The organism is Pseudomonas sp. DC3200b2 (genome assembly GCF_049895785.1).
Taxonomy (GTDB): domain Bacteria; phylum Pseudomonadota; class Gammaproteobacteria; order Pseudomonadales; family Pseudomonadaceae; genus Aquipseudomonas; species Aquipseudomonas massiliensis.
This window is the reverse complement of record NZ_JAFCTA010000007.1, coordinates 45,695-65,843: the sequence shown is the minus strand read 5'-3', so window position 1 is coordinate 65,843 and position 20,149 is coordinate 45,695. Positions and strand designations below refer to the sequence as shown.

Annotated in this window: 20 protein-coding genes and 1 tRNA gene; 13 read left to right on the top strand and 8 right to left on the bottom strand. The window is 61.6% G+C overall.

What is annotated here, in order from left to right; genetic code table 11:
* Window positions 1–78: 78 nt before the first annotated feature.
* The 5 genes from ACP691_RS18880 to glnT all read right to left on the bottom strand — a co-directional run bounded on the left by ACP691_RS18880 (window position 79) and on the right by glnT (window position 5,909).
* Window positions 79–1,392 (bottom strand): ammonium transporter, encoded by a 1,314-nt coding sequence (locus tag ACP691_RS18880; RefSeq protein ID WP_426153209.1) that lies wholly within the window; start codon window positions 1,390–1,392, stop codon window positions 79–81.
* A gap of 115 nt (window positions 1,393–1,507) precedes the next feature.
* Window positions 1,508–2,830 carry an FMN-binding glutamate synthase family protein gene (locus ACP691_RS18875; RefSeq protein ID WP_426153211.1) on the bottom strand — a complete coding sequence of 441 codons (1,323 nt, stop codon included), beginning with the start codon at window positions 2,828–2,830 and terminating at the stop codon, window positions 1,508–1,510.
* Window positions 2,831–2,844: 14 nt separating this feature from the next.
* Window positions 2,845–3,528 (bottom strand): protein glxC, encoded by a 684-nt coding sequence (locus tag ACP691_RS18870; RefSeq protein ID WP_426153213.1) that lies wholly within the window; start codon window positions 3,526–3,528, stop codon window positions 2,845–2,847.
* A gap of 12 nt (window positions 3,529–3,540) precedes the next feature.
* Window positions 3,541–4,446, bottom strand: a complete 906-nt coding sequence (locus ACP691_RS18865; RefSeq protein WP_426153215.1) for a class II glutamine amidotransferase — start codon at window positions 4,444–4,446, stop codon at window positions 3,541–3,543.
* A gap of 128 nt (window positions 4,447–4,574) precedes the next feature.
* Complete coding sequence (gene glnT, locus ACP691_RS18860) at window positions 4,575–5,909, bottom strand: type III glutamate--ammonia ligase (RefSeq protein ID WP_426153217.1); 1,335 nt, start codon at window positions 5,907–5,909, stop codon at window positions 4,575–4,577.
* A gap of 240 nt (window positions 5,910–6,149) precedes the next feature.
* Between glnT and ACP691_RS18855 the strand changes: the two genes are divergently transcribed.
* The 7 genes from ACP691_RS18855 (at window position 6,150) to ACP691_RS18825 (ending at window position 13,722) form a co-directional block, all read left to right on the top strand.
* Window positions 6,150–6,752, top strand: a complete 603-nt coding sequence (locus ACP691_RS18855; RefSeq protein ID WP_426153219.1) for a helix-turn-helix domain-containing protein — start codon at window positions 6,150–6,152, stop codon at window positions 6,750–6,752.
* Window positions 6,753–6,942: 190 nt separating this feature from the next.
* Entirely contained in the window at window positions 6,943–7,809 is an 867-nt protein-coding gene (gene purU / locus ACP691_RS18850) for a formyltetrahydrofolate deformylase (RefSeq protein ID WP_426153221.1), read from the top strand.
* Window positions 7,806–8,699, top strand: coding sequence for a bifunctional methylenetetrahydrofolate dehydrogenase/methenyltetrahydrofolate cyclohydrolase FolD (gene folD, locus ACP691_RS18845; RefSeq protein ID WP_426153223.1), 894 nt, complete (start codon window positions 7,806–7,808; stop codon window positions 8,697–8,699). Before purU ends, folD begins: the two co-directional genes overlap by 4 nt.
* Window positions 8,681–9,919 carry an FAD-dependent oxidoreductase gene (locus tag ACP691_RS18840; protein WP_426153225.1) on the top strand — a complete coding sequence of 413 codons (1,239 nt, stop codon included), beginning with the start codon at window positions 8,681–8,683 and terminating at the stop codon, window positions 9,917–9,919. Before folD ends, ACP691_RS18840 begins: the two co-directional genes overlap by 19 nt.
* Window positions 9,920–9,932: 13 nt before the next feature.
* Complete coding sequence (locus ACP691_RS18835; protein WP_426153227.1) at window positions 9,933–10,235, top strand: sarcosine oxidase subunit delta; 303 nt, start codon at window positions 9,933–9,935, stop codon at window positions 10,233–10,235.
* Window positions 10,232–13,129: a 2Fe-2S iron-sulfur cluster-binding protein gene (locus ACP691_RS18830; RefSeq protein ID WP_426153229.1), complete on the top strand. Its 2,898-nt coding sequence runs from the start codon at window positions 10,232–10,234 to the stop codon at window positions 13,127–13,129. The genes ACP691_RS18835 and ACP691_RS18830 overlap by 4 nt, the downstream gene beginning before the upstream one ends.
* Window positions 13,130–13,131: 2 nt before the next feature.
* Window positions 13,132–13,722, top strand: a complete 591-nt coding sequence (locus tag ACP691_RS18825; RefSeq protein ID WP_426153231.1) for a sarcosine oxidase — start codon at window positions 13,132–13,134, stop codon at window positions 13,720–13,722.
* A gap of 326 nt (window positions 13,723–14,048) precedes the next feature.
* On the opposite strand, the gene ACP691_RS18820 is transcribed toward ACP691_RS18825, so the two are convergent.
* A tRNA-Ser gene (locus tag ACP691_RS18820) sits at window positions 14,049–14,136 on the bottom strand.
* A gap of 179 nt (window positions 14,137–14,315) precedes the next feature.
* Between ACP691_RS18820 and ACP691_RS18815 the strand changes: the two genes are divergently transcribed.
* The 6 genes from ACP691_RS18815 (at window position 14,316) to ACP691_RS18790 (ending at window position 17,449) form a co-directional block, all read left to right on the top strand.
* Entirely contained in the window at window positions 14,316–14,987 is a 672-nt protein-coding gene (locus tag ACP691_RS18815; protein WP_040263759.1) for a Bax inhibitor-1/YccA family protein, read from the top strand.
* 85 nt (window positions 14,988–15,072) lie between these two features.
* The gene (gene tusD / locus ACP691_RS18810) at window positions 15,073–15,465 is read left to right on the top strand and encodes a sulfurtransferase complex subunit TusD (RefSeq protein WP_426153233.1); all 393 of its coding nucleotides are present in this window, start codon (window positions 15,073–15,075) and stop codon (window positions 15,463–15,465) included.
* Between the two features lies 1 nt (window position 15,466).
* A complete protein-coding gene (tusC, locus tag ACP691_RS18805; protein WP_426153235.1) occupies window positions 15,467–15,826 on the top strand; it encodes a sulfurtransferase complex subunit TusC in 360 nt (119 codons plus the stop codon).
* Window positions 15,826–16,119, top strand: a complete 294-nt coding sequence (gene tusB, locus ACP691_RS18800) for a sulfurtransferase complex subunit TusB (protein ID WP_426153237.1) — start codon at window positions 15,826–15,828, stop codon at window positions 16,117–16,119. Before tusC ends, tusB begins: the two co-directional genes overlap by 1 nt.
* Window positions 16,110–16,451, top strand: coding sequence for a TusE/DsrC/DsvC family sulfur relay protein (locus ACP691_RS18795; RefSeq protein WP_426153239.1), 342 nt, complete (start codon window positions 16,110–16,112; stop codon window positions 16,449–16,451). Before tusB ends, ACP691_RS18795 begins: the two co-directional genes overlap by 10 nt.
* Window positions 16,448–17,449 carry a glycosyl transferase family protein gene (locus ACP691_RS18790; protein WP_426153240.1) on the top strand — a complete coding sequence of 334 codons (1,002 nt, stop codon included), beginning with the start codon at window positions 16,448–16,450 and terminating at the stop codon, window positions 17,447–17,449. Before ACP691_RS18795 ends, ACP691_RS18790 begins: the two co-directional genes overlap by 4 nt.
* Window positions 17,450–17,460: 11 nt before the next feature.
* Here ACP691_RS18790 and cysG read toward each other — a convergent pair whose 3' ends face one another.
* Both cysG and serS read right to left on the bottom strand, forming a co-directional pair.
* Window positions 17,461–18,852, bottom strand: a complete 1,392-nt coding sequence (gene cysG / locus ACP691_RS18785; protein ID WP_426153242.1) for a siroheme synthase CysG — start codon at window positions 18,850–18,852, stop codon at window positions 17,461–17,463.
* The gene (serS, locus tag ACP691_RS18780; protein ID WP_426153244.1) at window positions 18,853–20,133 is read right to left on the bottom strand and encodes a serine--tRNA ligase; all 1,281 of its coding nucleotides are present in this window, start codon (window positions 20,131–20,133) and stop codon (window positions 18,853–18,855) included.
* Between the last annotated feature and the right edge of the window lie 16 nt (window positions 20,134–20,149).

Below are 20,149 nucleotides of genomic sequence, written 5' to 3'. Positions count from 1 at the left end.
CGGAAATGGATCGGCGTTAGAATGCTTCGCTTCTCCCGAAGCTTACGCCCGCCTCTCACCTAGCTATAAAAACAAGACTCAGTGGTTGTAAGCCCGTTCATTGTGCTCCCCCAAGTCCAGCCCAAGCTCTTCGATGGCGTCGTGGGCGCGCAGGCCGGTCACGGCTTTCACCCCTTTGAGGATGATCCAGCTGCCGACGAAGCAATAGACGAAGGTGAACCCCACGCCCTTGAGCTGCGCCACCACCTGAGTCGTCATGTCGACGCCTTCGACCAGGCCGCCCAGCGTGGGCACGCAGAACACACCGGTGAGCACCGCGCCGATGATACCGCCTACGCCATGGAGCCCGAACACATCCAGGGTGTCGTCATACCCCAGGCGTTGCTTCATCACCGTAACACTCAGGTAACAGCACACCCCGCACAGCAAACCGATGGCCAGCGCGCCGCCTACACCGACATAGGCACAGGCGGGCGTAATGCCTACCAGCCCAGCGAGGGCACCGCTGGCCAACCCCAAAGCACTTGGCCGGCCCGCCTTGAGCCATTCAGTCAGCAGCCAGCCCACCACGCCCGCGCAGGCGCCCAGCTGGGTATTGATCATCACCATCCCTGACAGGCCGCTCAGCCCGCCAGCCGAGCCGATGTTGAAGCCGAACCAGCCAACCCACAGCATGGCCGCGCCCACCATGGCCAGGCACAGGTTGTGGGGCGGCATGGGTGTGTGTGGGTAGCCCTTGCGCTTGCCCAGCATCAGGCAGGCTACCAGTGCGGCCACGCCGGCGTTGATGTGCACTGCAGTGCCGCCAGCGAAATCCAGTACCCCCCAGTTGTGCATCAGCGCCCCGGCGCCCCCCCACACCATGTGGGCGATGGGTGCATACACCAGGGTGAACCATACGGCCATGAACAGCAGCGCCGCAGAGAATTTCATGCGCTCGGCGAAGGCCCCGGCAATCAGTGCGGGGGTGATGATGGCGAAGGTCATCTGGAAGGTCACGAACACACCCTCGGGAATATCCCCTACCAGGCTGTCGGGGGTCATGCCACTCAAGAAGGCTTTGCTCAACCCTCCGACGAAACTGTTGAAGCTGACCTGCCCCTCCACCATACCGGTGCTGTCCACCACCAGGCTGTAGCCGTAGATCGCCCATAGCACGCCGATCAGGCCCGCGATGCCGAAGCATTGGGTGAACAGTGACAACATGTTCTTGGCCCTGACCAGGCCACCATAGAACAATGCCAATCCCGGCAGGCACATGAACAATACCAATACAGCGGCGGTAATCATCCAGGCGGTACTACCTGTGTTGAGCGTGGGGGGTTCGGCGGCCTCGGCCGCCGTGGCGGCAACGCCAAGAAGAACGAAGGCAAAGCAGCTTCGGCTGATCATTGTTTGCTCCTGCTAACGAGTGGGATCGGCAGGCCTATAAAGGAAGCGCAACGGCCCTGTGGACAGGGCTCTAGGAGCACCCCCGCCGCGGTGCATGCGGCGAGGGCTGTAGCACTCAGTACTGTTGCCCGGGAATCCAGCTGGTGCCGGCCAGGGGCACCCTGGCCATTGCGGCAGACTCCACCGTCAGGGCCACCAAGTCCTCGGGGTCCAGATTGTGCAAATGAGACTTGCCGCACGCGCGCGCCATGGTCTGCGCTTCGAGCACCAGTACGCGCAGATAATTGGCCAGGCGGCGGCCACCTTCGACCGGATCCAGCCGCTGGGACAGCACCGGGTCCTGGGTGGTGATGCCGGCCGGGTCCCGACCGTTTTGCCAGTCGTCGTAGTAGCCTGCGGCCGAGCCGAGCATGCGCAACTCCTCATCCAACCGGGGGTGATTGTCGCCCAACGCCACGAGGGCGGCCGTACCGATGGCCACCGCGTCGGCGCCCAACGCCATGGCCTTGGCCACATCGGCGCCGTTGCGGATGCCCCCCGATACGATCAACTGCACGGTGCGGTGCATGCCCATCTCCTGCAAGGCTTGTACGGCTTGGGGTATGGCTGGAAGGATGGGAATGCCCACGTGCTCGATGAACACTTCCTGCGTGGCAGCAGTCCCCCCCTGCATCCCGTCGAGCACTACCACATCGGCGCCGGCTTTGACCGCTAGCTTCACGTCGTAGTAAGGCCGGCTGGCGCCGATCTTCACGTAAATGGGCTTTTCCCAATCGGTGATTTCGCGCAGCTCGGCGATTTTGATCGCCAGGTCGTCCGGCCCGGTCCAGTCCGGATGGCGGCAGGCTGAGCGCTGATCCACCCCGATAGGCAAGGTGCGCATGCCTGCGACCCGTTCGGTCACCTTCATGCCCAGCAGCATACCGCCGCCGCCGGGCTTGGCACCCTGCCCCAACACGATCTCGATGGCGTCGGCTTTGCGCAGGTCATCAGGGTTCATGCCATAGCGGGACGGCAAGTATTGGTAAACCAGGTGGCGCGACTGGCCACGCTCCTCAGGCGTCATGCCGCCATCGCCGGTGGTGGTGCTGGTCCCGGCGATAGACGCACCACGGCCGAGGGCCTCCTTGGCATTGGCTGACAGCGCGCCGAAGCTCATGCCGGCGATGGTCACCGGGATCTTTAGGTGAATCGGCTTTTTGGCGAAGCGCCCACCAAGGATCACGTCCGTGCCACACTTTTCCCGGTAACCTTCCAGTGGGTAGCGGGAAACACTGGCCCCTAGCAGCAGCAGGTCATCGAAGTGAGGCAGCTTGCGCTTCGTGCCGCCACCGCGAATGTCATAGATACCGGTTTCCGCGGCGCGTTGGATTTCCTGAATGGTAAGGCGATCGAACGTGGCAGACTCGCGCAGTACCGGTGGGGTTTTATCAGTCATGGTAGGGCTCCAGATCAGTACGCCGAGGCATTGTCGACTTTGAAGTTGTACAGCTCACGGGCCGAGCCGTAGCGCTTGAAGTCAGTGGCCCTTTCATTCAGGCCCGCCCGATTGAGCAGTGCCTGCAACTCTTCCACATGCTCGGGGCGCATGGCCTTTTCGATGCAGTCCGAACCCAGCGAGGCCACGGTGCCTTTTACGAAAATGCGGGTTTCGTAGAGAGAATCGCCGAGCGCATCGCCAGCGTCCCCGCACACCACTAGGCGCCCGGCCTGCCCCATGAAGCAGCTCATGTGGCCGATACTGCCGCCGACCACGATGTCCACGCCCTTCATGGAAATGCCGCAGCGGGCGCCAGCATCGCCTTCGATCACCAGCAAACCGCCATGGGCCGTGGCGCCTGCGGCTTGGGACGCGCTGCCCTTGACCCGAACGTAACCGCTCATCATGTTCTCGGCGCAGCCCACGCCCACGTTGCCGTGTACCGTTACGGACGCATGCTGGTTCATGCCGGCGCAGTAATAACCGGCATGGCCCTGAATATCGATGGAAACCGCTTCGTTCACGCCTACGGCCAGGTTATGGGCGCCGTTGGGGTGAGTCACCAGCCATTCGCGCTCCTCCACCACCTTGGCCTGGTCGTGCAGGGCCTGGTTGAGTTCACGCACGGTGGTAGTAGAGAGATCAATCATTTTCATAGAAGTACTCCTTCAGGCCGAAGCGCGTTCCCAGATGTACATGGTGGCAGGGGTGGGCTCCCACACCTTGGCGTGTTCAATACCCGGCAGGCTTGCCAATGCCTGGTACTCCGAGGCCATGGCCACGTAATCTTCAGTTTCGGCGAGGATGGCGGGTTTGCAGGCAATCGGGTCGCGGATCACCGCGAAACCGTTGCGGGTGCCGATGGCGAAGGTGAAGAAGCCGTCCAGATCCTCAAGCGATTTATCCAGCGCCTGCTTGAGGGTGTCGCCCTGGCGCAGTCGCCAGGTGAGGTAACCGGCGGCCACTTCGGTGTCGTTCTCGGTTTCGAAGGTAATGCCTTCAAGGCGCAGCTTCTGCCGCAACCTCGAATGGTTCGACAGCGAACCGTTGTGTACCAGGCACAGGTCGGCGCCGGTGGAGAAAGGATGGCTGCCCTCCATGGTCACGGCGCTCTCGGTGGCCATGCGGGTATGCCCGATGATGTGGCTGCCTTTCATGGCGGCCAGACCGAAACGTTGAGAGATCTCCCTGGGCAAGCCCATACCCTTGAGGATTTCGATGCTCTGCCCGGCGCTCATGATGCGCAGTTCGGGTGCCATCTCAGCCAGCGCAGCGCGGAGGATGCCTTCTTCGGCATGCACTTTCAAAACGGCTGCGCTAGCGTTCTGGAACCAGTCCAGCTCCAGGTTCAGCTGCGTTTTGAGCTGCGCCATCAGCGCTGCGAAGTCGTAACCGTCTGCCTTCGCCTGAAGGGTCAACTTTATCCACCCATGCGCTACTTCATCGCCATAGATCGCAAAGCCCGCGCTGTCCGGCCCGCGGTCGGTCATGGCTTCAAGCATTGGCTCGAAGAGCGCCCCCAGCCGGGATTCCAGCGCTGGGTTTTTCAAGTACAACCCTACGATTCCACACATACGAACCTCGCTTGATTCAAGGCGACCAGGGTTTGAGCTGCAAGCTGCAAGCTGGCCGCGCAGACAGGTAATTTGGATGTTCACTGCCGAGCTGCTTTTACGGACGGTGTGAGGCTTGATGCCTGCGGCTAGAAGAACTCGGTATACCGCTGGATTTCCCAGTCGCTCACGTGACGGCTGTATTCCACCCATTCCATACGCTTGAGCCGGATGAACTCGCCGACAATCTGCGGCCCGAGCACCTCGCTGAACAGAGGGTCGGCCTCCAGAGCGTCACAGGCCTCCTTGAGGGATTGCGGCAGGGTCTTGATGCCCCGGGCGGCGATCTCTTCCAGGCTCAGCTTGTAAAGGTTCTCGTTGCACAGGGTGTCAATGGTCAACTTGCGGTCGATGCCATCCAGGCCGGCAGCAATGATGGCCGCCGTCACCAGGTAGGGGTTGCAGCCCGCATCTGGCAACCGGAACTCCAGCCGCCCATAGGGCACCCGCACCATGGCCGATCGATTGTTGGCGCCGAAGGCGATGAACGCCGGCGCCCAGGTGGCGCCGGACAGGGAGTTACCCACCACCAACCGTTTGTACGAGTTCACCGTGGGCGCAGCGAAGGCACACAGGGCTGACCCATGAGCCAACAGCCCCGCAGCGAAGTGGTAGGCCATTTTCGACAACCCCATGCCGCTGGGGTCGCTGGCGTCGTGGAACAGGTTCTTGCAGTCGACACTGGCCAGCGAAAGGTGGAAGTGCATGCCGTTACCCGCGCGCTTGGGGTCGGGCTTGGGCATGAAGGAGCAGATCATGCCCATGTCGTTGGCGATTTCCCCCGCTGCCATGCGGAAGAAGGTAAAGCGGTCCGCGGACTCCATGGCCTCGGAATAGGTGTAATTGATCTCGAACTGCCCGTTGGCGTCTTCGTGATCGATCTGATAAATATCGAAGCCCACCGGTTGCAGCGCTTCGGTCAGGCGTTCCAGGAATGCCCGCGAACGGGACAAGCCTTTGTAGTCGTAGCAAGGCTTGTCCAACGCATCACTGGCATCCACCAGTTGCAGCTTGCCCTCAGGCCCGCGCTGAAACAGGCTGAATTCAGGTTCCAGGCCGGTATTGAGCGTCCAGCCACGTTGGGACAACCGTTCCACCTGCTGCTGCAAGACGTAGCGGCTGTCATAGGGCCAGGGCTGACCTTCTACGTGGCCGATACACACCACCCGCCCATAGCCGGGCTGCCAGGGCACTGGCATGAGCGAGGCCAGGTCGCCCTTGGCCATGAAGTCTGGGCCATGGGGCTCCATGCCCATGCCGCAGATGGCGAACCCGGCAAAACCCGCTCCGGCTTCGGCCACCGCTTCGAGTCCACTGATCGGCACCGACTTGGTTTTCGCCGACCCGTGAATATCCACGAACTGCGCCAACACGTACCGGATGCCATGCTCTTGAATCAAACGCTGGGTCTGGACGGGCAACATTGCTTTTGCTCCTAAGACGTCGGGAAGACTAGCCTGCATATTCAAAGCAGGAAATTTATTTTCTCCTTGGGAATGCAACACGCTTGCCAATGTGCACCCAGGCTGTCAAAACAAGCCATCGCACTGTATTTATGGGAAAATCCGTTTACCTTAAGGAAACAGCAAAAGGGTCAAAGCGTCGATTCGCCCATTCCTGGTGCGAAAATAACTTTAATGACTAGAAACCGTGCAGATCACCTCATGAATAGCGCACCGGAACAGCCCCCCCGTTTAAAACTCGAGCAATACCTAGGCATGCAAATCAAGCGTCAACGTCAGGCACAGGAGCTGAAGCTGGCCGATGTCGCCCGCATCGCCGGTATCAGCCAAGGTATGTTGAGCAAGATCGAAAACGCTCAGGTGTCCACCAGTCTGGATACGCTTAGCCGACTGTGCGACGTGCTCGGGATGCCGATGTCCAGACTCTTCAGTCAATACGATCAGCAAGGCGGCAGCGCGCTTCTAGTGAAAAAGGATGAAGGATTGGAAGTGGTCCGCCGGGGTACGGAAAAAGGACACACCTACCACCTGCTCAACCATACCCGCGGGCCGAAAAAAAGCTTCGAGGCCTATATGGTGACCATGGACGACGCCAGCGAAGAGTTCCCGACGTTCTCGCATCCAGGTACTGAGTTTCTTCATCTATTGGAGGGCGAATTGGTGTATCGCCATGGGAATCAGCTTTATCGGATGGAGGCCGGCGATAGCCTGACCTTCGACGGGGATGTACCGCATGGGCCAGAACAGCTGGTACAGGTGCCGATCCGTCTGTTGTCGATCATGAATTACGGCACCGAAGGGTAAGCCCATCGAAGCTAATATTTCCTGCTAAGAAAAATATTTTCATAAACTGCTAGACAGCTTTCAACCCCTCCCCTATAAAAGCACCCACAGGAATAATTATTTCCTTGTGGGTATTTTTTTCCTGCAAGCCGCCCTTTGCTCATCGCCAAACCGCCGTGACGACCTGCCCGTCGCCTAAAAAGGAGTCACCATGCAAGCACCTGTTTGTGCGTTCACTTTGAAAATAAGCTGTCCGGCCATGTCCGGCATCGTCGCTGCTGTCAGTTCATACCTGGCCGATGCCGGTTGCTATATCGCTGAAATGGCGCAGTTCGACGACGAAACCAGCGGCACATTCTTCATGCGGGCGGTGTTCCGGTTCAACGATGGCTTGAGCGGTGATATCGGTCAGGTAAAGGTGGGCTTCAGCGACGTGGCCATGCGCTTCAGTATGCAGTGGGAACTGTTCGACAACCGTCGGCCTATGCGTGTGTTGCTGATGGTAAGCAAGTTTGACCACTGCCTCAGCGACCTGCTCTACCGCCATGCCAAGGGTGAGCTGCACATGACGATCACGGCGGTGGTGTCCAACCATCTTGAACTGCGGCCCATGGCCGAGCGGGAAGGCATCCGCTTCATCTACCTGCCGGTCAGCCGCGACACCAAGGCCGCTCAGGAAGCCGAGCTCATGCGCATCGTCGACGACACCGAAACCGACCTGGTGGTGCTGGCCCGGTACATGCAAATCCTCTCCGACGACCTGTGCCAACAGCTGGCTGGCCGCGCTATCAACATTCATCATTCGTTCCTCCCTGGGTTCAAGGGCGCCAAGCCCTACCACCAGGCTTACGAACGCGGCGTGAAGCTGATTGGCGCCACGGCCCACTACGTCACCAGCGATCTGGACGAGGGACCGATCATCGAGCAGGAAGTGCAGCGCGTGGACCACGCTTACCTACCCGACGATCTGGTGGCGATCGGCCGGGACACTGAAACCGTGGCGTTGTCCAGGGCGTTGAAATACCACCTGCAGCACCGGGTGTTTCTCAACCAGGACCGAACGGTGATCTTCCGATGAACGCGCCCCTGTTGATCGACGGAAAGGCGGCTGCCGCCCGCGCGCTCGCCGAGGTGAAGCTCGCAGTGGCGCAGCTGAAGGTGAACGGCATCACGCCGTGCCTGGCGGTGATTCTGGTCGGCAGCGATGCAGCCAGCGACGTATACGTGCGCAACAAGGTGCTGAGAGCGACCGAGGCCGGCATCCGTTCCCTAGAGCACCGGTTGCCCGCCAGCATTGGCAACGTTCAACTGCTGGGGCTGATCCACAGCCTGAACGCGGACCCGGGCGTGCACGGCATCTTGTTGCAGTTACCCTTGCCGCCCCACATCACTGAAAGCGCCGCCCTGCAGGCAATCGATCCGCGCAAGGACGTGGATGGCTTCCACAGCGAGAATGTAGGCGGGCTAAGCCAAGGCCGTAACGTGCTCACCCCGTGCACCCCCACCGGCTGCATGCAGTTGTTGCGCGATACCCTGGGCGACCTGCGCGGTAAACATGCGGTGGTGATCGGCCGCTCGAACATCGTGGGCAAACCCATGGCCGCCCTGCTGTTGCAGGCCGATTGCAGCGTTACTGTGGTGCATTCGCGCAGTGTCGACGCCCAAGTGCTATGTCGCCAGGCCGACATCGTGGTAGCCGCTGTCGGCCGCCCCCGGATGATCGATGCCAGCTGGCTCAAGCCCGGCGCAGTGGTGATCGACGTTGGCATCAACCGCATCACCGAAGGCGGCCATTCCCGGCTGGTAGGCGATGTGAACTTCGACAGTGCGCTTACCACGGTGGCTGCCATCACGCCAGTGCCCGGAGGCGTCGGCCCTATGACAATCGCCTGCCTGATGAAGAACACGGTGATCGCCGCCCGACAGCAAGCCCATGCAACGGAGGCTCCATGCCTTTCAATCTGCTGAAATACGGCCTCGGTTCCGACTACCCATTGGAGGTAGACCTGCCGCCGCCCAAGGCGCTCAAGCCCAGCTACGATGTGGTGATCATCGGTGGGGGCGGCCATGGTCTGGGCATCGCGTACTACCTGGCCAAATACCATGGCATCACCAACGTGGCAGTACTGGAAAAAGCCTACCTGGGCGGCGGCAATACGGCGCGCAACACCGCCGTGATTCGCTCCAATTACCTCACCAGCGAAGGGGTAAAGTTCTACATCGAGTCGGTGAAGCTGTTCGAGAACCTCTCCAACGAATTCGATTTCAATGTGATGTACTCCGAACGCGGCCAGCTCACGCTGGCCCACACGGACGCGACAGTGCGCGCGTTTCGCCAGCGGGCCGAGGTGAACAAGCACTTCGGTGGCCGTACCGAGATGATCGACCGCCAACAGATCCGTGAGCTGGTGCCCTCTCTCAACCTCGACCCCGGCCACCTACCGGTACTCGCAGGGCTATGGCACATGAGCGGCGGCACTGCTCGTCATGACGCGGTTGCCTGGGGTTACGCCAAGGAAGCAGCCAAGCGCGGGGTCGAGATTCACCAGCTGACCGAGGTGCAAGACCTGGTAATCGAGCACGGCGCTATCGTGGCGGTGAAGACCAACCGTGGCACCATCAAATGCGGTTGCGCGGTGCAAGCCATCGCCGGGGCCAGTTCGCTGATGCTGAAGAAAGCCGGTATTCGCGCGCCCATTCACACCTACCCCCTGCAGGCCATGGTAACGCAGCCGTTCAAGCCATTCCTGGACCCACTGGTGAGCTCTTCGGCGCTGCACTGCTACGTGCAGCAGACCAGCCGTGGCGAAGTCGTGTTCGGGGGCGGGTCAGACCCCTACCCGCTGTACAACACCCGCTCTACCCTGGAGCTCAAAGAAAGCCTGCTGGCCCACGCCATCGAGATGTTCCCGTTCCTGGCCAACGCCAAGTTGATGCGCCAGTGGGCTGGTATCACTGATATGACGCCGGACTATAGCCCGATCATGGGTCTTTCCCCGGTGAAGAACTATTACCTGGACGCAGGCTGGGGTACCTGGGGGTTCAAGGCCACCCCCATCGTGGCCAAGACCATGGCCGAGCTCGTCGCCACCGGCACCCCGCCCAGCTTGATTGCCCCCTTTGCCCTGGAACGCTTCTCGCGGTTCATTCAAGTGAATGAAATGGGCGCCACGGCAGCCAGCCACTGACTCGGAGCAGACCATGAAAATCCTCACCTGCCCGCTAAACGGGCCCCGCAATATCAGCGAATTCACCTATGGTGGCGAGCTCAAACACATGCCTGACCCGGCCACCTGTACGGATGCCGAATGGGCCGATTACGTGTTCAACAGTGACAACGAAGCCGGCGTCGTGACCGAGTGGTGGATGCACACGCCCTCTAGCTACTGGTTCCTGGCGCAACGCCATACCGTCACGGATGAAGTGATCCGTACGTTCGACCCCAAGGAAGTGTTCAGCCAGCGTGTCGACTTCGCCGCCGCCACTTTGGAGGTCACAGGATGAGCCGCCTGCCCGCCCCGATGGGGCTGCTGATCGATCGTGATCAGCCGTTGCAGTTCAGTTTCGAAGGCCAAGTTTACAAGGGCGTGCAGGGCGATACCCTCGCCAGCGCGCTCGTAGCCAATGGACAATTCCTGCTGTCTCGCTCGTTCAAGTACCACCGGCCGCGCGGCCCGCTGACCATGGCCGGGCAGGACGCGAACACCCTGGTGCAACTGCCTCACGAGCCTAACGTACTGGCCGACGTTTACCCCCTCAGTGCCGGCCTGGCGGCTACGGCGCAAAACGTGAATGGCTCGCTGGAGCATGACAAGGATGCCTACCTGGGCAAGTTCTCCCGCTTCATGCCCGTAGGCTTCTACTACCGGGCGTTCTACAAGCCCAAGGGCATGTGGAAGCGCTGGGAGCCGATCATCCGCAAGAAGGCCGGACTGGGCGTGCTTGACCTGGCATTCAAGCCCGAGTACTACGACAAGGCCTACCTGTTCACCGACTTGGCGGTGATCGGCGCCGGGCCTGCCGGGCTGCAGGCTGCGCTCACGGCGGCCACCTCAGGCGCCAGGGTACTGTTGATCGAAGAACAGCCGATCCTTGGTGGCTCGCTCACCTATGCGCGCTTCGACATTGCCGGCACCCGCGCTGACACCTTGCGCCGTGCGCTGGTGTCGGCCGTGGAAGGCCACCCGAACATCACCGTGCTCACTCGTGCCACCTGCAACGCCTGGTTCGCGGACAATTACCTGCCGGTGATCCAGGGCAAGCGGATGTACAAGGTGCGCGCGCGCCAGTGCCTTGTAGCCAGCGGTGCCTTCGACCAGCCGGTGGTGTTCCGCAACAATGATCTTCCTGGGGTGATGCTCACCAGCGCTGCGCAGCGGTTGATGAAACTCTACGCGGTTAAGCCCGGTAACCGTGCCGTGGTATTGACGGGCAACGATGACGGCTACCTTGCCGCGCTCGACCTGCTGGAGCAGGGTTTGAAGGTGATGGCGGTGGTGGACATGCGTCCGAAGGCGCACGACCCCGCCCTGCCCCGCTTGCTCGCCGAACGCCAGGTGCTGTGCTATAGCGGTTGCACAGTGTACGAGGCGCTGCACGGCAAGGGCATGAAACACCTCACCGGCGTAGACATCCGCGCCATTACCGGGCAAGGCCAGGTGGCCGAAGAGCGTCAGCAGATCGACTGCGATCTGCTCTGTATGTCTGCTGGATACATGCCGGTGTATCAGCTGCTGTGCCAGGCCGGCGGCACCTTGTCCTATGACGAGCCCAGCGCCGGATTCACCCTTGGGCGCCTACCGTCGGCGCTACATGTTGCGGGGTCGGTGAACGGCTGGCATCAACTGGATAACGTACTGACCGATGCCTGCAATGCAGCGCTCGGGTGTGTACGAGCATTGGATCTCGAAACACCACTGCAGCCATCTGCCATGACACCGGAACCGATCGTCAATACGCCCTGGCCGATCTTCCCCCACCCTAAAGGCAAGGACTTCGTGGACTTCGACGAAGATCTCCAGGTGCGTGACATCATCAACGCCACCCGCAGCGGCTACCGGGATATCCAGCTGGTGAAACGCTTTTCGACCGTCGGCATGGGGCCGTCCCAGGGCCGGCATTCGGCCTTGCCTACCGCACGTTTGGTCGCCGCCGCGACCGGCCGCAGTGTCAGCGAAACCGGCGTGACCACGGCGCGGCCGCCCTACACCGCTGAAAAGCTGGCTCATGTGGCCGGCCGTGCGTTCGACCCTTACCGGCAAACCCCTATACACAAGCGGCATGTGGAACTGGGGGCGAAGATGATGCCGGCCGGGGTCTGGCAGCGGCCCGCCTACTATGGCAAACCGAACGCGCGTGAAGCCTGCATGCAGGCCGAAGCGCTGCACGTACGTACCAAGGTGGGGCTGATCGATGTGTCCACCCTCGGTGGGCTGGACGTACGGGGACCGGACGCTGCAGAGTTGCTGAACCGGATTTATACCTTCGCATTCATCAAGCAACCGGTGGGCCGGTCGCGCTATGCCCTGATGACTAACGAGCAAGGCGTGGTGATCGACGACGGCGTGTGCGCGCGCTTCGCCGACGAGCATTTTTATGTGACCGCCACCACCAGCGGTGTAGATCGGATCTATCAACAGATGCTGAAGTGGAACGCCCAATGGCGGCTGAATGTGGACGTGACCAACGTGACCGCTGCCCTCGCTGCGGTAAATCTCGCAGGGCCGGATGCGCGCAAGGTGCTGGAAACGCTGTGCACCGACCTGGACTTGTCGCCAGAAGGCTTCCCTTACCTGGCGGTGCGCGAAGGCACCGTGGCGGGGATCAAGGCACGGCTGTTGAGGGTGGGCTTCGTAGGCGAACTGGGCTATGAAATTCACGTTCCGGCGCGCCACGCTCTGGCGCTCTGGGATGCGCTGATGACGGCCGGCAAGCCCTTCGACATCAAGCCATTTGGTGTGGAAACCCAGCGACTGCTCCGGCTGGAAAAAGGCCACGTGATCATCAGCCAGGACACCGACGGCATGACCCATCCCATCGAGGTAGACATGGATTGGGCAGTGAGCCGAGCCAAACCGTTCTTTGTGGGCCGCCGCTCGGTGGACATCCTCAAGGCGCAGCCGCTCAAACGCAAATTGGTGGGGTTCAGCCTGCCCAAGGGTAGCGCGCAGCCGCTGGAAGGCCATCTGGTTTTGAGAGGACCGGACATCAGTGGCAACGTGACCTCGTGTGAATACTCCACCACGCTGGGCCAGATCATCGGCCTTGCCTACGCCGGTCCGGATCAAGCCGAGCCCGGCCAGCAGATCCCCATCCGCGTGGACGGTGGCGCCCTGGTATACGCCACCGTAGTGAAACTGCCTTTCTATGACCCGGCCAACAGCCGTCAGGAGCTATGAACATGAGCAGCGCAAGCGCCGAAGCGCGGGTTCAGCCCCTTATCGATACAACACTGTCCCTGGCTGACTGTACCGATGTGTCGCGAGTCGGGTTTCGGGGCGCACAGGCCGCCAGCTGGCTGGAAGGTCTTGGGCTGACCCTGCCCCAGCGGCCGAACAAGGCGGTGAAGCAGCAGGACGGTAGTCTGGTGGCGAGGCTGTCTCAAACCGAATACCTCTGGCTCGGAGCAATTGCAGACCAGGGAGCACGGGTCGGCCGGGAAGAAGCACGGTGGGAGCAGAACCAGACGGCTAACTATCTATTGCCTCGCCAGGATAGCCACGCCTGGCTGCAACTGAGCGGAGATCGTATCAGCGAGGTAATGGCCAAATTGTGTGGCGTGAACCTGCATCCGTCGGCGTTTTGCGAGGGTGACGTAGCGCAGACTTCGGTAGCCCGGCTGAGTTGTATCGTGATCAATGCCACCCGAGGCAAAGCGCCCTGCTTTTACTTACTGTTTGATCGGCCGTCACTGGCTTATCTCAAGGAAGTACTCGTAGACGCGATGGACGAATTCCAACGCTACAGGGGTCAGGCAAAAGCAGATCGCTAGCGCTTGCCGAAATCGCCAATCGCTGTTAGGGAAACGCCCGTCGGGCTTTGGCTAGCTGAAACGTTCTGGCCCAAGCTTGTGCAACAGCCGCCGGGCGTCGGCAACCATACTGCATTTCACCGAGGGAACGCGATTCAGGATCGTACCCACTGATTATGTAGATCTGGTGTGAATTGCGAAACCGACGTTCTGGGGAGGGGTGAAACCGACTCTTTAGCCACAGGTTGCGGCGCACCTTCCGGAGTTGCGAGAAAAATTGCCCGCGAAGCGAAAGCTCTTTAGGTGTCCCAAAAGCAAAAACCCCTGATTGCTCAGGGGTTTGAAGATGGCGGAGGCGTAGAGATTCGAACTCTAGGATAGTTGCCCATCGGCGGTTTTCAAGACCGCTGCCTTAAACCACTCGGCCACACCTCCTCGTATTGCGGGCGCCATCATACCGGAATGAAACAAGCTGTCAAACACTGACGCTGGCCTTGTTGCCTGGCTTTGGTATGCTCATTTGCGACCAAAGCTTTCAGGGGCGGATATGGCGCTTGCCCCCGGGCCGAAAGGCCTGTTCAATCGCCTCATCAACGACCTAAAGGAGTTTCGCCATGCGCGAACAGGATTACACCCTCAGCCAGAGCGCGAAAAGCGCCGAGCTGGAAGTCAGCCGAGTGCTGCGCAACACCTATGGCCTGCTTGCCCTTACCCTCGCGTTCAGCGCCCTGATGGCGTTCGCGGCGCAGCAGATGAACGTCCGCTACCCGAACGTGTTCGTGGTGCTGATCGGCTTCTATGGTTTGTTCTTCCTCACCAGCAAGCTGCAGGATTCGGTGTGGGGCATCGTCTCCACCTTCGCCCTCACCGGCTTCATGGGCTTCATCCTCGGCCCTATCCTCAACCGCTACCTGGGCATGGCCGGTGGCGCCGAGGTGGTGAGTTCCGCTTTCGCCATGACCGCGCTGGTGTTCGGTGGCCTGTCGGCCTATGTGCTGATCACCCGCAAGGACATGTCCTTCCTGTCCGGCTTCATCACCGCCGGCTTCTTCGTGCTGCTGGGCGCCACCGTGGCGGGCCTGTTCTTCCAGATCAGCGGCTTGCAACTGGCTATCAGCGCGGGCTTCGTGCTGTTCTCGTCGGTGTGCATCCTGTTCCAGACCAGCGCCATCATTCATGGCGGTGAGCGCAACTACATCATGGCAACGGTCAGCTTGTACGTGTCCATCTACAACCTGTTCGTGAGCCTGCTGCAACTGTTCGGCCTGATGGGCCGGGACGACTGATACGTTGCTTGCCCCTAGCCCGCTTCGGCGGGCTTTTTTATGCCTGAAGGATTAGAATCAGGCCATTCTGTTACCCGGAAGCGTCATGAAATTCGCTATCGCTGTAATGTCTCCGCCCCATGCCCCGGCCACGCGGCGCGCGCTTCGCTTCACCGAAGCGGCGTTGGCGGCCGGCCATGAGGTAGTGCGTGTGTTCTTTTATGGCGAGGGCGTGCATACGGCCTCGGCCAGCCTGGTAGTGCCTCAGGATGAAGTGGACGTTGGCGCGCAATGGCGCTCGCTGATTGCCGAGCGACAGCTGGACGCCGTTGTCTGTATCGCTGCCGGCTTGCGGCGCGGCGTTCTGAATGCCGAAGAGGCAGCACGCTGGGAACGTCCCGCTGCCGCGGTGCTGCCGCCGATCGAGCTCTCCGGCTTGGGACAACTGCACGAAGCCGCTCAGCATGCTGACCGTTTGATCTGTTTTGGAGGAGACTGAGATGGCCAAATCCTTGCTGATCATCAGCCGCAGCGCGCCTGGGCATGGTCTCTTCGCCCGGGAAGCCCTTGACATAGCACTCGCCGGGGGCGCCTACGATTTACCCCTGGGCATGCTGTTCCTGGATGACGGCGTGTTTCAACTGGCCCCGCAACAGCGCCCGGAGCTCCTCCAGCAGAAAAGCCTGGCCGCCAATCTGCAAGCCCTGTCGTTGTTCGGCGTTGATGAGCTTTTCGCTTGCTCCTTCAGCCTTGCCGAGCGCGGCCTGGCCCAGGAGGACTTGGCACTGGCTGTGCAGGTATTGCCAGTCGAGGCGATTTCGCCCTTTCTCAACCGATTCGACGAGGTGATCACGCTCTGATGGCGACTCTCCATGTACTTTCGGCTTCGCCTTTCACTGACGGCCGGTTGGGCAGCTGCCTTCGCGTGCTTGGCCCTGGTGACGGTCTACTGCTTTGCGGCGAAGCGGTGCAAGCCTTACGACCAGGAACGGAAATTTTCACGCGCCTGGCCAGGCTTTCCTCAGCGAAACTGTACGCCCTGATGGAAGATTGCCAGGCGCGAAGCTTAAAGACGGAAGCAGCCCAACAGTTGGATTATCCCGCGTTCGTTGAGCTGAGCCTGGCCTATGACAGGGTAAACACATGGCTGTAAGCACAATCGACGTCGAAGGCCGTGACGTCCAGCTGGACAAGGACGGCTTCCTGGTAAACCTGGCCGACTGGTCGCCCGCCGTGGCGGCAGTGCTGGCCGAACGCGAAGGCATGGTTCTCACCTCAGCCCACGCTGAGGTATTGAATGCGCTGCGTCAGTTCCACGCGCAGTTCCAGCTGTCGCCAGCCACGCGGCCGTTGGTCAAGTACATCGCCACGACTCTGGGCACAGACAAAGGCAACAGCGCCTACCTCAATCAACTGTTCAAGGGCACTCCCGCCAAGCTTGCCGCCAAGCTGGCCGGCCTGCCCAAACCGGCCAATTGCATATGACCCTACCTGAACCGCTTCGCCTGGACACTCCTGCTGAACATCCTTTCGCGGAATTCGTCCGCATCCTTGGCAAGGGAAAGCGTGGCGCCCGCGCCCTGACTCGGGAGGAAGCGTTCCGCGCCATGGGCATGGTATTGGACGGCGATGTGGAAGACACCCAATTGGGCGCCTTTCTGATGCTGTTGCGTCACAAGGAAGAAAGCGCCGAGGAACTGGCCGGATTCACCGAGGCCGTGCGCGCTCGGGTCAAGGCGCCTGCGCTGAATGTAGACCTGGACTGGCCTTCCTATGCTGGAAAAAAACGCCACCTGCCCTGGTACCTGCTGGCGGTGAAATGCCTGGGCCAGAATGGCCTGCGGGTATTCATTCATGGTGGCGGCGCGCATACGGCGGGACGACTGTACACCGAGCACTTGCTCGATGCTCTTGAGCTGCCGTTGTGTCGCGATTGGCAAGCGGTCGGCGCCGCGCTGGATACTACAGGGGTGGCTTTCGCTCCGCTGTCGGATTGGGCACCGGCATTGCAGCGCATGATCGACCTGCGTAATACCCTCGGCCTGCGCTCACCCATTCATTCCCTCGCCCGGGTACTCAACCCTCTGGGTGCCCGCTGCGGCCTGCAAAGCATCTTCCACCCTGGCTACCAGCCCGTGCACCGGGAGGCGGCTCGTCTGCTGGGGGACACTTCCATCGTGATCAAGGGTGATGGTGGAGAGCTGGAAGTCAATCCGGATGCGGCCTGCCACCTCTATGGCACCGCCGGTGGCGAAGCCTGGGATGAGGAATGGCCCCAGATGTCAGCGCAACGCCACCTGAAACCGGGCTATCTGGACCCGGCTCAGCTGAACGCTGTCTGGCGTGGGGAAGCCGAGGACCGCTATGGCGAGCTGGCGACTATCGCCACCATGGCATTGGCCCTGCGCGGCCTGGGCAAGCCCCAGGAAGAAGCCTTCGCCACTGCGCGCGCCTGGTGGGCGGCACGGAACCCGGCCCACTGACACAGGAAGCGTCAGGCTGAAGCGGCTCCTTCGAACCAGGCCAGTTTCTCCCGCAGTTGCACCACTTCACCGACGATCACCAGCGTCGGCGCATGTACCTCGTGGCGGGCCACCAGATCCGGTAGGTCGGCCAGGGTGCCGGTGAAGACGCGCTGCTGCGCGGTCGTGCCCTGTTGCACCAAGGCCGCTGGAGTGTCGGGCGCGCGGCCATGGCGAATCATGCCCGCGCAGATGGCCGGCAGGCCCACCAGCCCCATGTAAAACACCACCGTTTGCGCCGGCGCCACTAGGTCGTCCCAGGGCAAGTCACTGCTCCCGTCCTTGAGGTGACCGGTGACGAAGCGCACCGACTGAGCATAATCCCGATGGGTCAACGGAATGCCGGCATAAGCCGCGCAGCCGCTGGCCGCGGTGATACCCGGCACTACCTGGAAGGGAATGCCGTGGGCGGCGAGCTCTTCGATTTCCTCGCCGCCGCGCCCGAAGATGAAGGGGTCGCCACCCTTCAGCCGCACTACCCGCTTGCCTTCCTGGGCCAGGCGCACCAGTTGCTGGTTGATCTGGTCCTGGGGCACGGCGTGATCCGCGCGACGCTTGCCCACGTAGATGCGTTCAGCGTCCCGCCGGCACAGTTCGATGATGGCTGGCGCAACCAGCCGGTCATAGAGCACCACGTCCGCTTGCTGCATGAGGCGCAACGCCTTGAATGTCAGCAGGTCAGGGTCGCCTGGCCCCGCCCCGACCAGATAGACCTCTCCGGGGGCGTGGGGCGGCGCCCCTTCGACCCGCTCGGCCAGCATGCTGGCCGCTTCGCTGCTGCGGCCCGCCAACTGGCGATCCGCGATGGGACCCTGGAAAACTTCTTCCCAGAAGGCGCGACGCTGATTGACGTTGGGGAAGCGCTGCTTGACCCGGTCACGGAACCCAGCCGCCAACTTGGCCAGCTCCCCGTAGGCCGCGGGTATCCACGCCTCCAGACGAGCGCGAATCAGCCTAGCCAAGACCGGGGCGTCCCCACCGCTGGATACCGCCACCACCAAGGGCGAGCGGTCGACGATCGCCGGGAAGATCACCGTGCACAGGGCGGGCGCATCCACTACGTTCACTGGAACGCACCGCGCTTGTGCGTCGGCAGATACCTGGGCGTTCAATGGTGCATCATCGGTAGCGGCGATCACCACCGCGCAGCCGTCCAGGTCTGCCGCGGTATATCCGCGCTCGAAGACTTCACCGCCGCCATGCTCCACCAGGGCCGCCAGCTGGGCGTCCACCTGCGGCGCCACCACGCGAAGGCGTGCGCCTGCGTCCGTAAGCAGGCGACTCTTGCGCAGCGCGATCTCTCCGCCGCCCACTACAAGCACAGGACGCCCGGTGAGCTTATGAAACAGCGGCAGGAAATTCATTCAACCGATTACCTCAAGGCCAGCCATATAGGGTTTGAGCACCTCGGGCACACGGATGGAGCCGTCGGCCTGCTGGTAGTTTTCCAGAATGGCCACCAAGGTACGTCCCACCGCTAGACCGGAACCATTGAGGGTATGCACCAGTTCCGGCTTGCCCGTTTCCGGGTTGCGCCAGCGGGCTTGCATACGCCGTGCCTGGAAGTCGCCAGTGTTCGAACACGAGGAAATTTCCCGGTACTTGTCCTGGCTAGGCACCCAGACTTCCAGGTCATAGGTTTTGGTTGCGCTGAATCCCATGTCGCCGGTGCAAAGAGCCAATACCCGGTACGGCAGTTCCAAGGCCTGAAGCACGCGCTCCGCGTTGGCCGTCAGGCTTTCCAGGGCTTCCATGGATTTGCTCGGCTCAACGACCTGTACCATCTCGACCTTGTCGAACTGGTGCTGGCGGATCATGCCGCGGGTATCGCGCCCGGAGGCGCCCGCCTCGCTACGGAAGCAGGGCGTATGGGCCACCAGCTTGATCGGCAGTGCCTTCGGATCGAGAATCTGATCGGCGACCAGGTTGGTAAGGGACACTTCCGCGGTAGGGATCAGATAAAGATCGGCCTCGCCCTCCCGGGTGATCTTGAACAGGTCTTCCTCGAACTTGGGCAATTGGCCGGTGCCCTGCAGCGCCGGCGCTTGCACCAGGTAAGGCGTGTAGGCCTCCTCGTAGCCATGCTCGCTGACGTGCAGGTTGATCATGAACTGCGCCAGCGCGCGGTGCAGCCGAGCGATAGGGCCGCGCAACACGGCGAAGCGGGCACCGGACAGACGTGCGGCGCTTTCGAAGTCAAGCCAGCCGAAGCGCTCGCCGAGGGCGACGTGATCCTTGACCTCGAAGTCGAAGGTAGTGGGCGTGCCCCAGCGGCGCACTTCCACGTTGTCGTCTTCATCCTTGCCTGTGGGCACCGAGGCGTCCGGCAGGTTGGGCAGGCCGAGGAGGATGCTGTCGAGCTGCGCCTGGATATCGTCCAGCTCAGCCTTGCCCTGGGCCAGTTCTCCAGCCATGCGCTCGACATCCGCCATCAAGGGTGCGATGTCCTCGCCCTTGGCCTTGGCCTGGCCAATGGATTTGGAACGACTGTTGCGCTCGGCCTGCAGTTGTTCGGTGCGGGTCTGCACCACCTTGCGCTGGGCCTCCAGGGCTTCGATGCGGGCGACGTCGAGCGTGAAGCCACGGGTGGCCAGGCGCTCGGCAACGTCTTGCAGTTGGCCGCGTAACAGTTTCGAATCGAGCATTGGGTTCTCTCGTTGT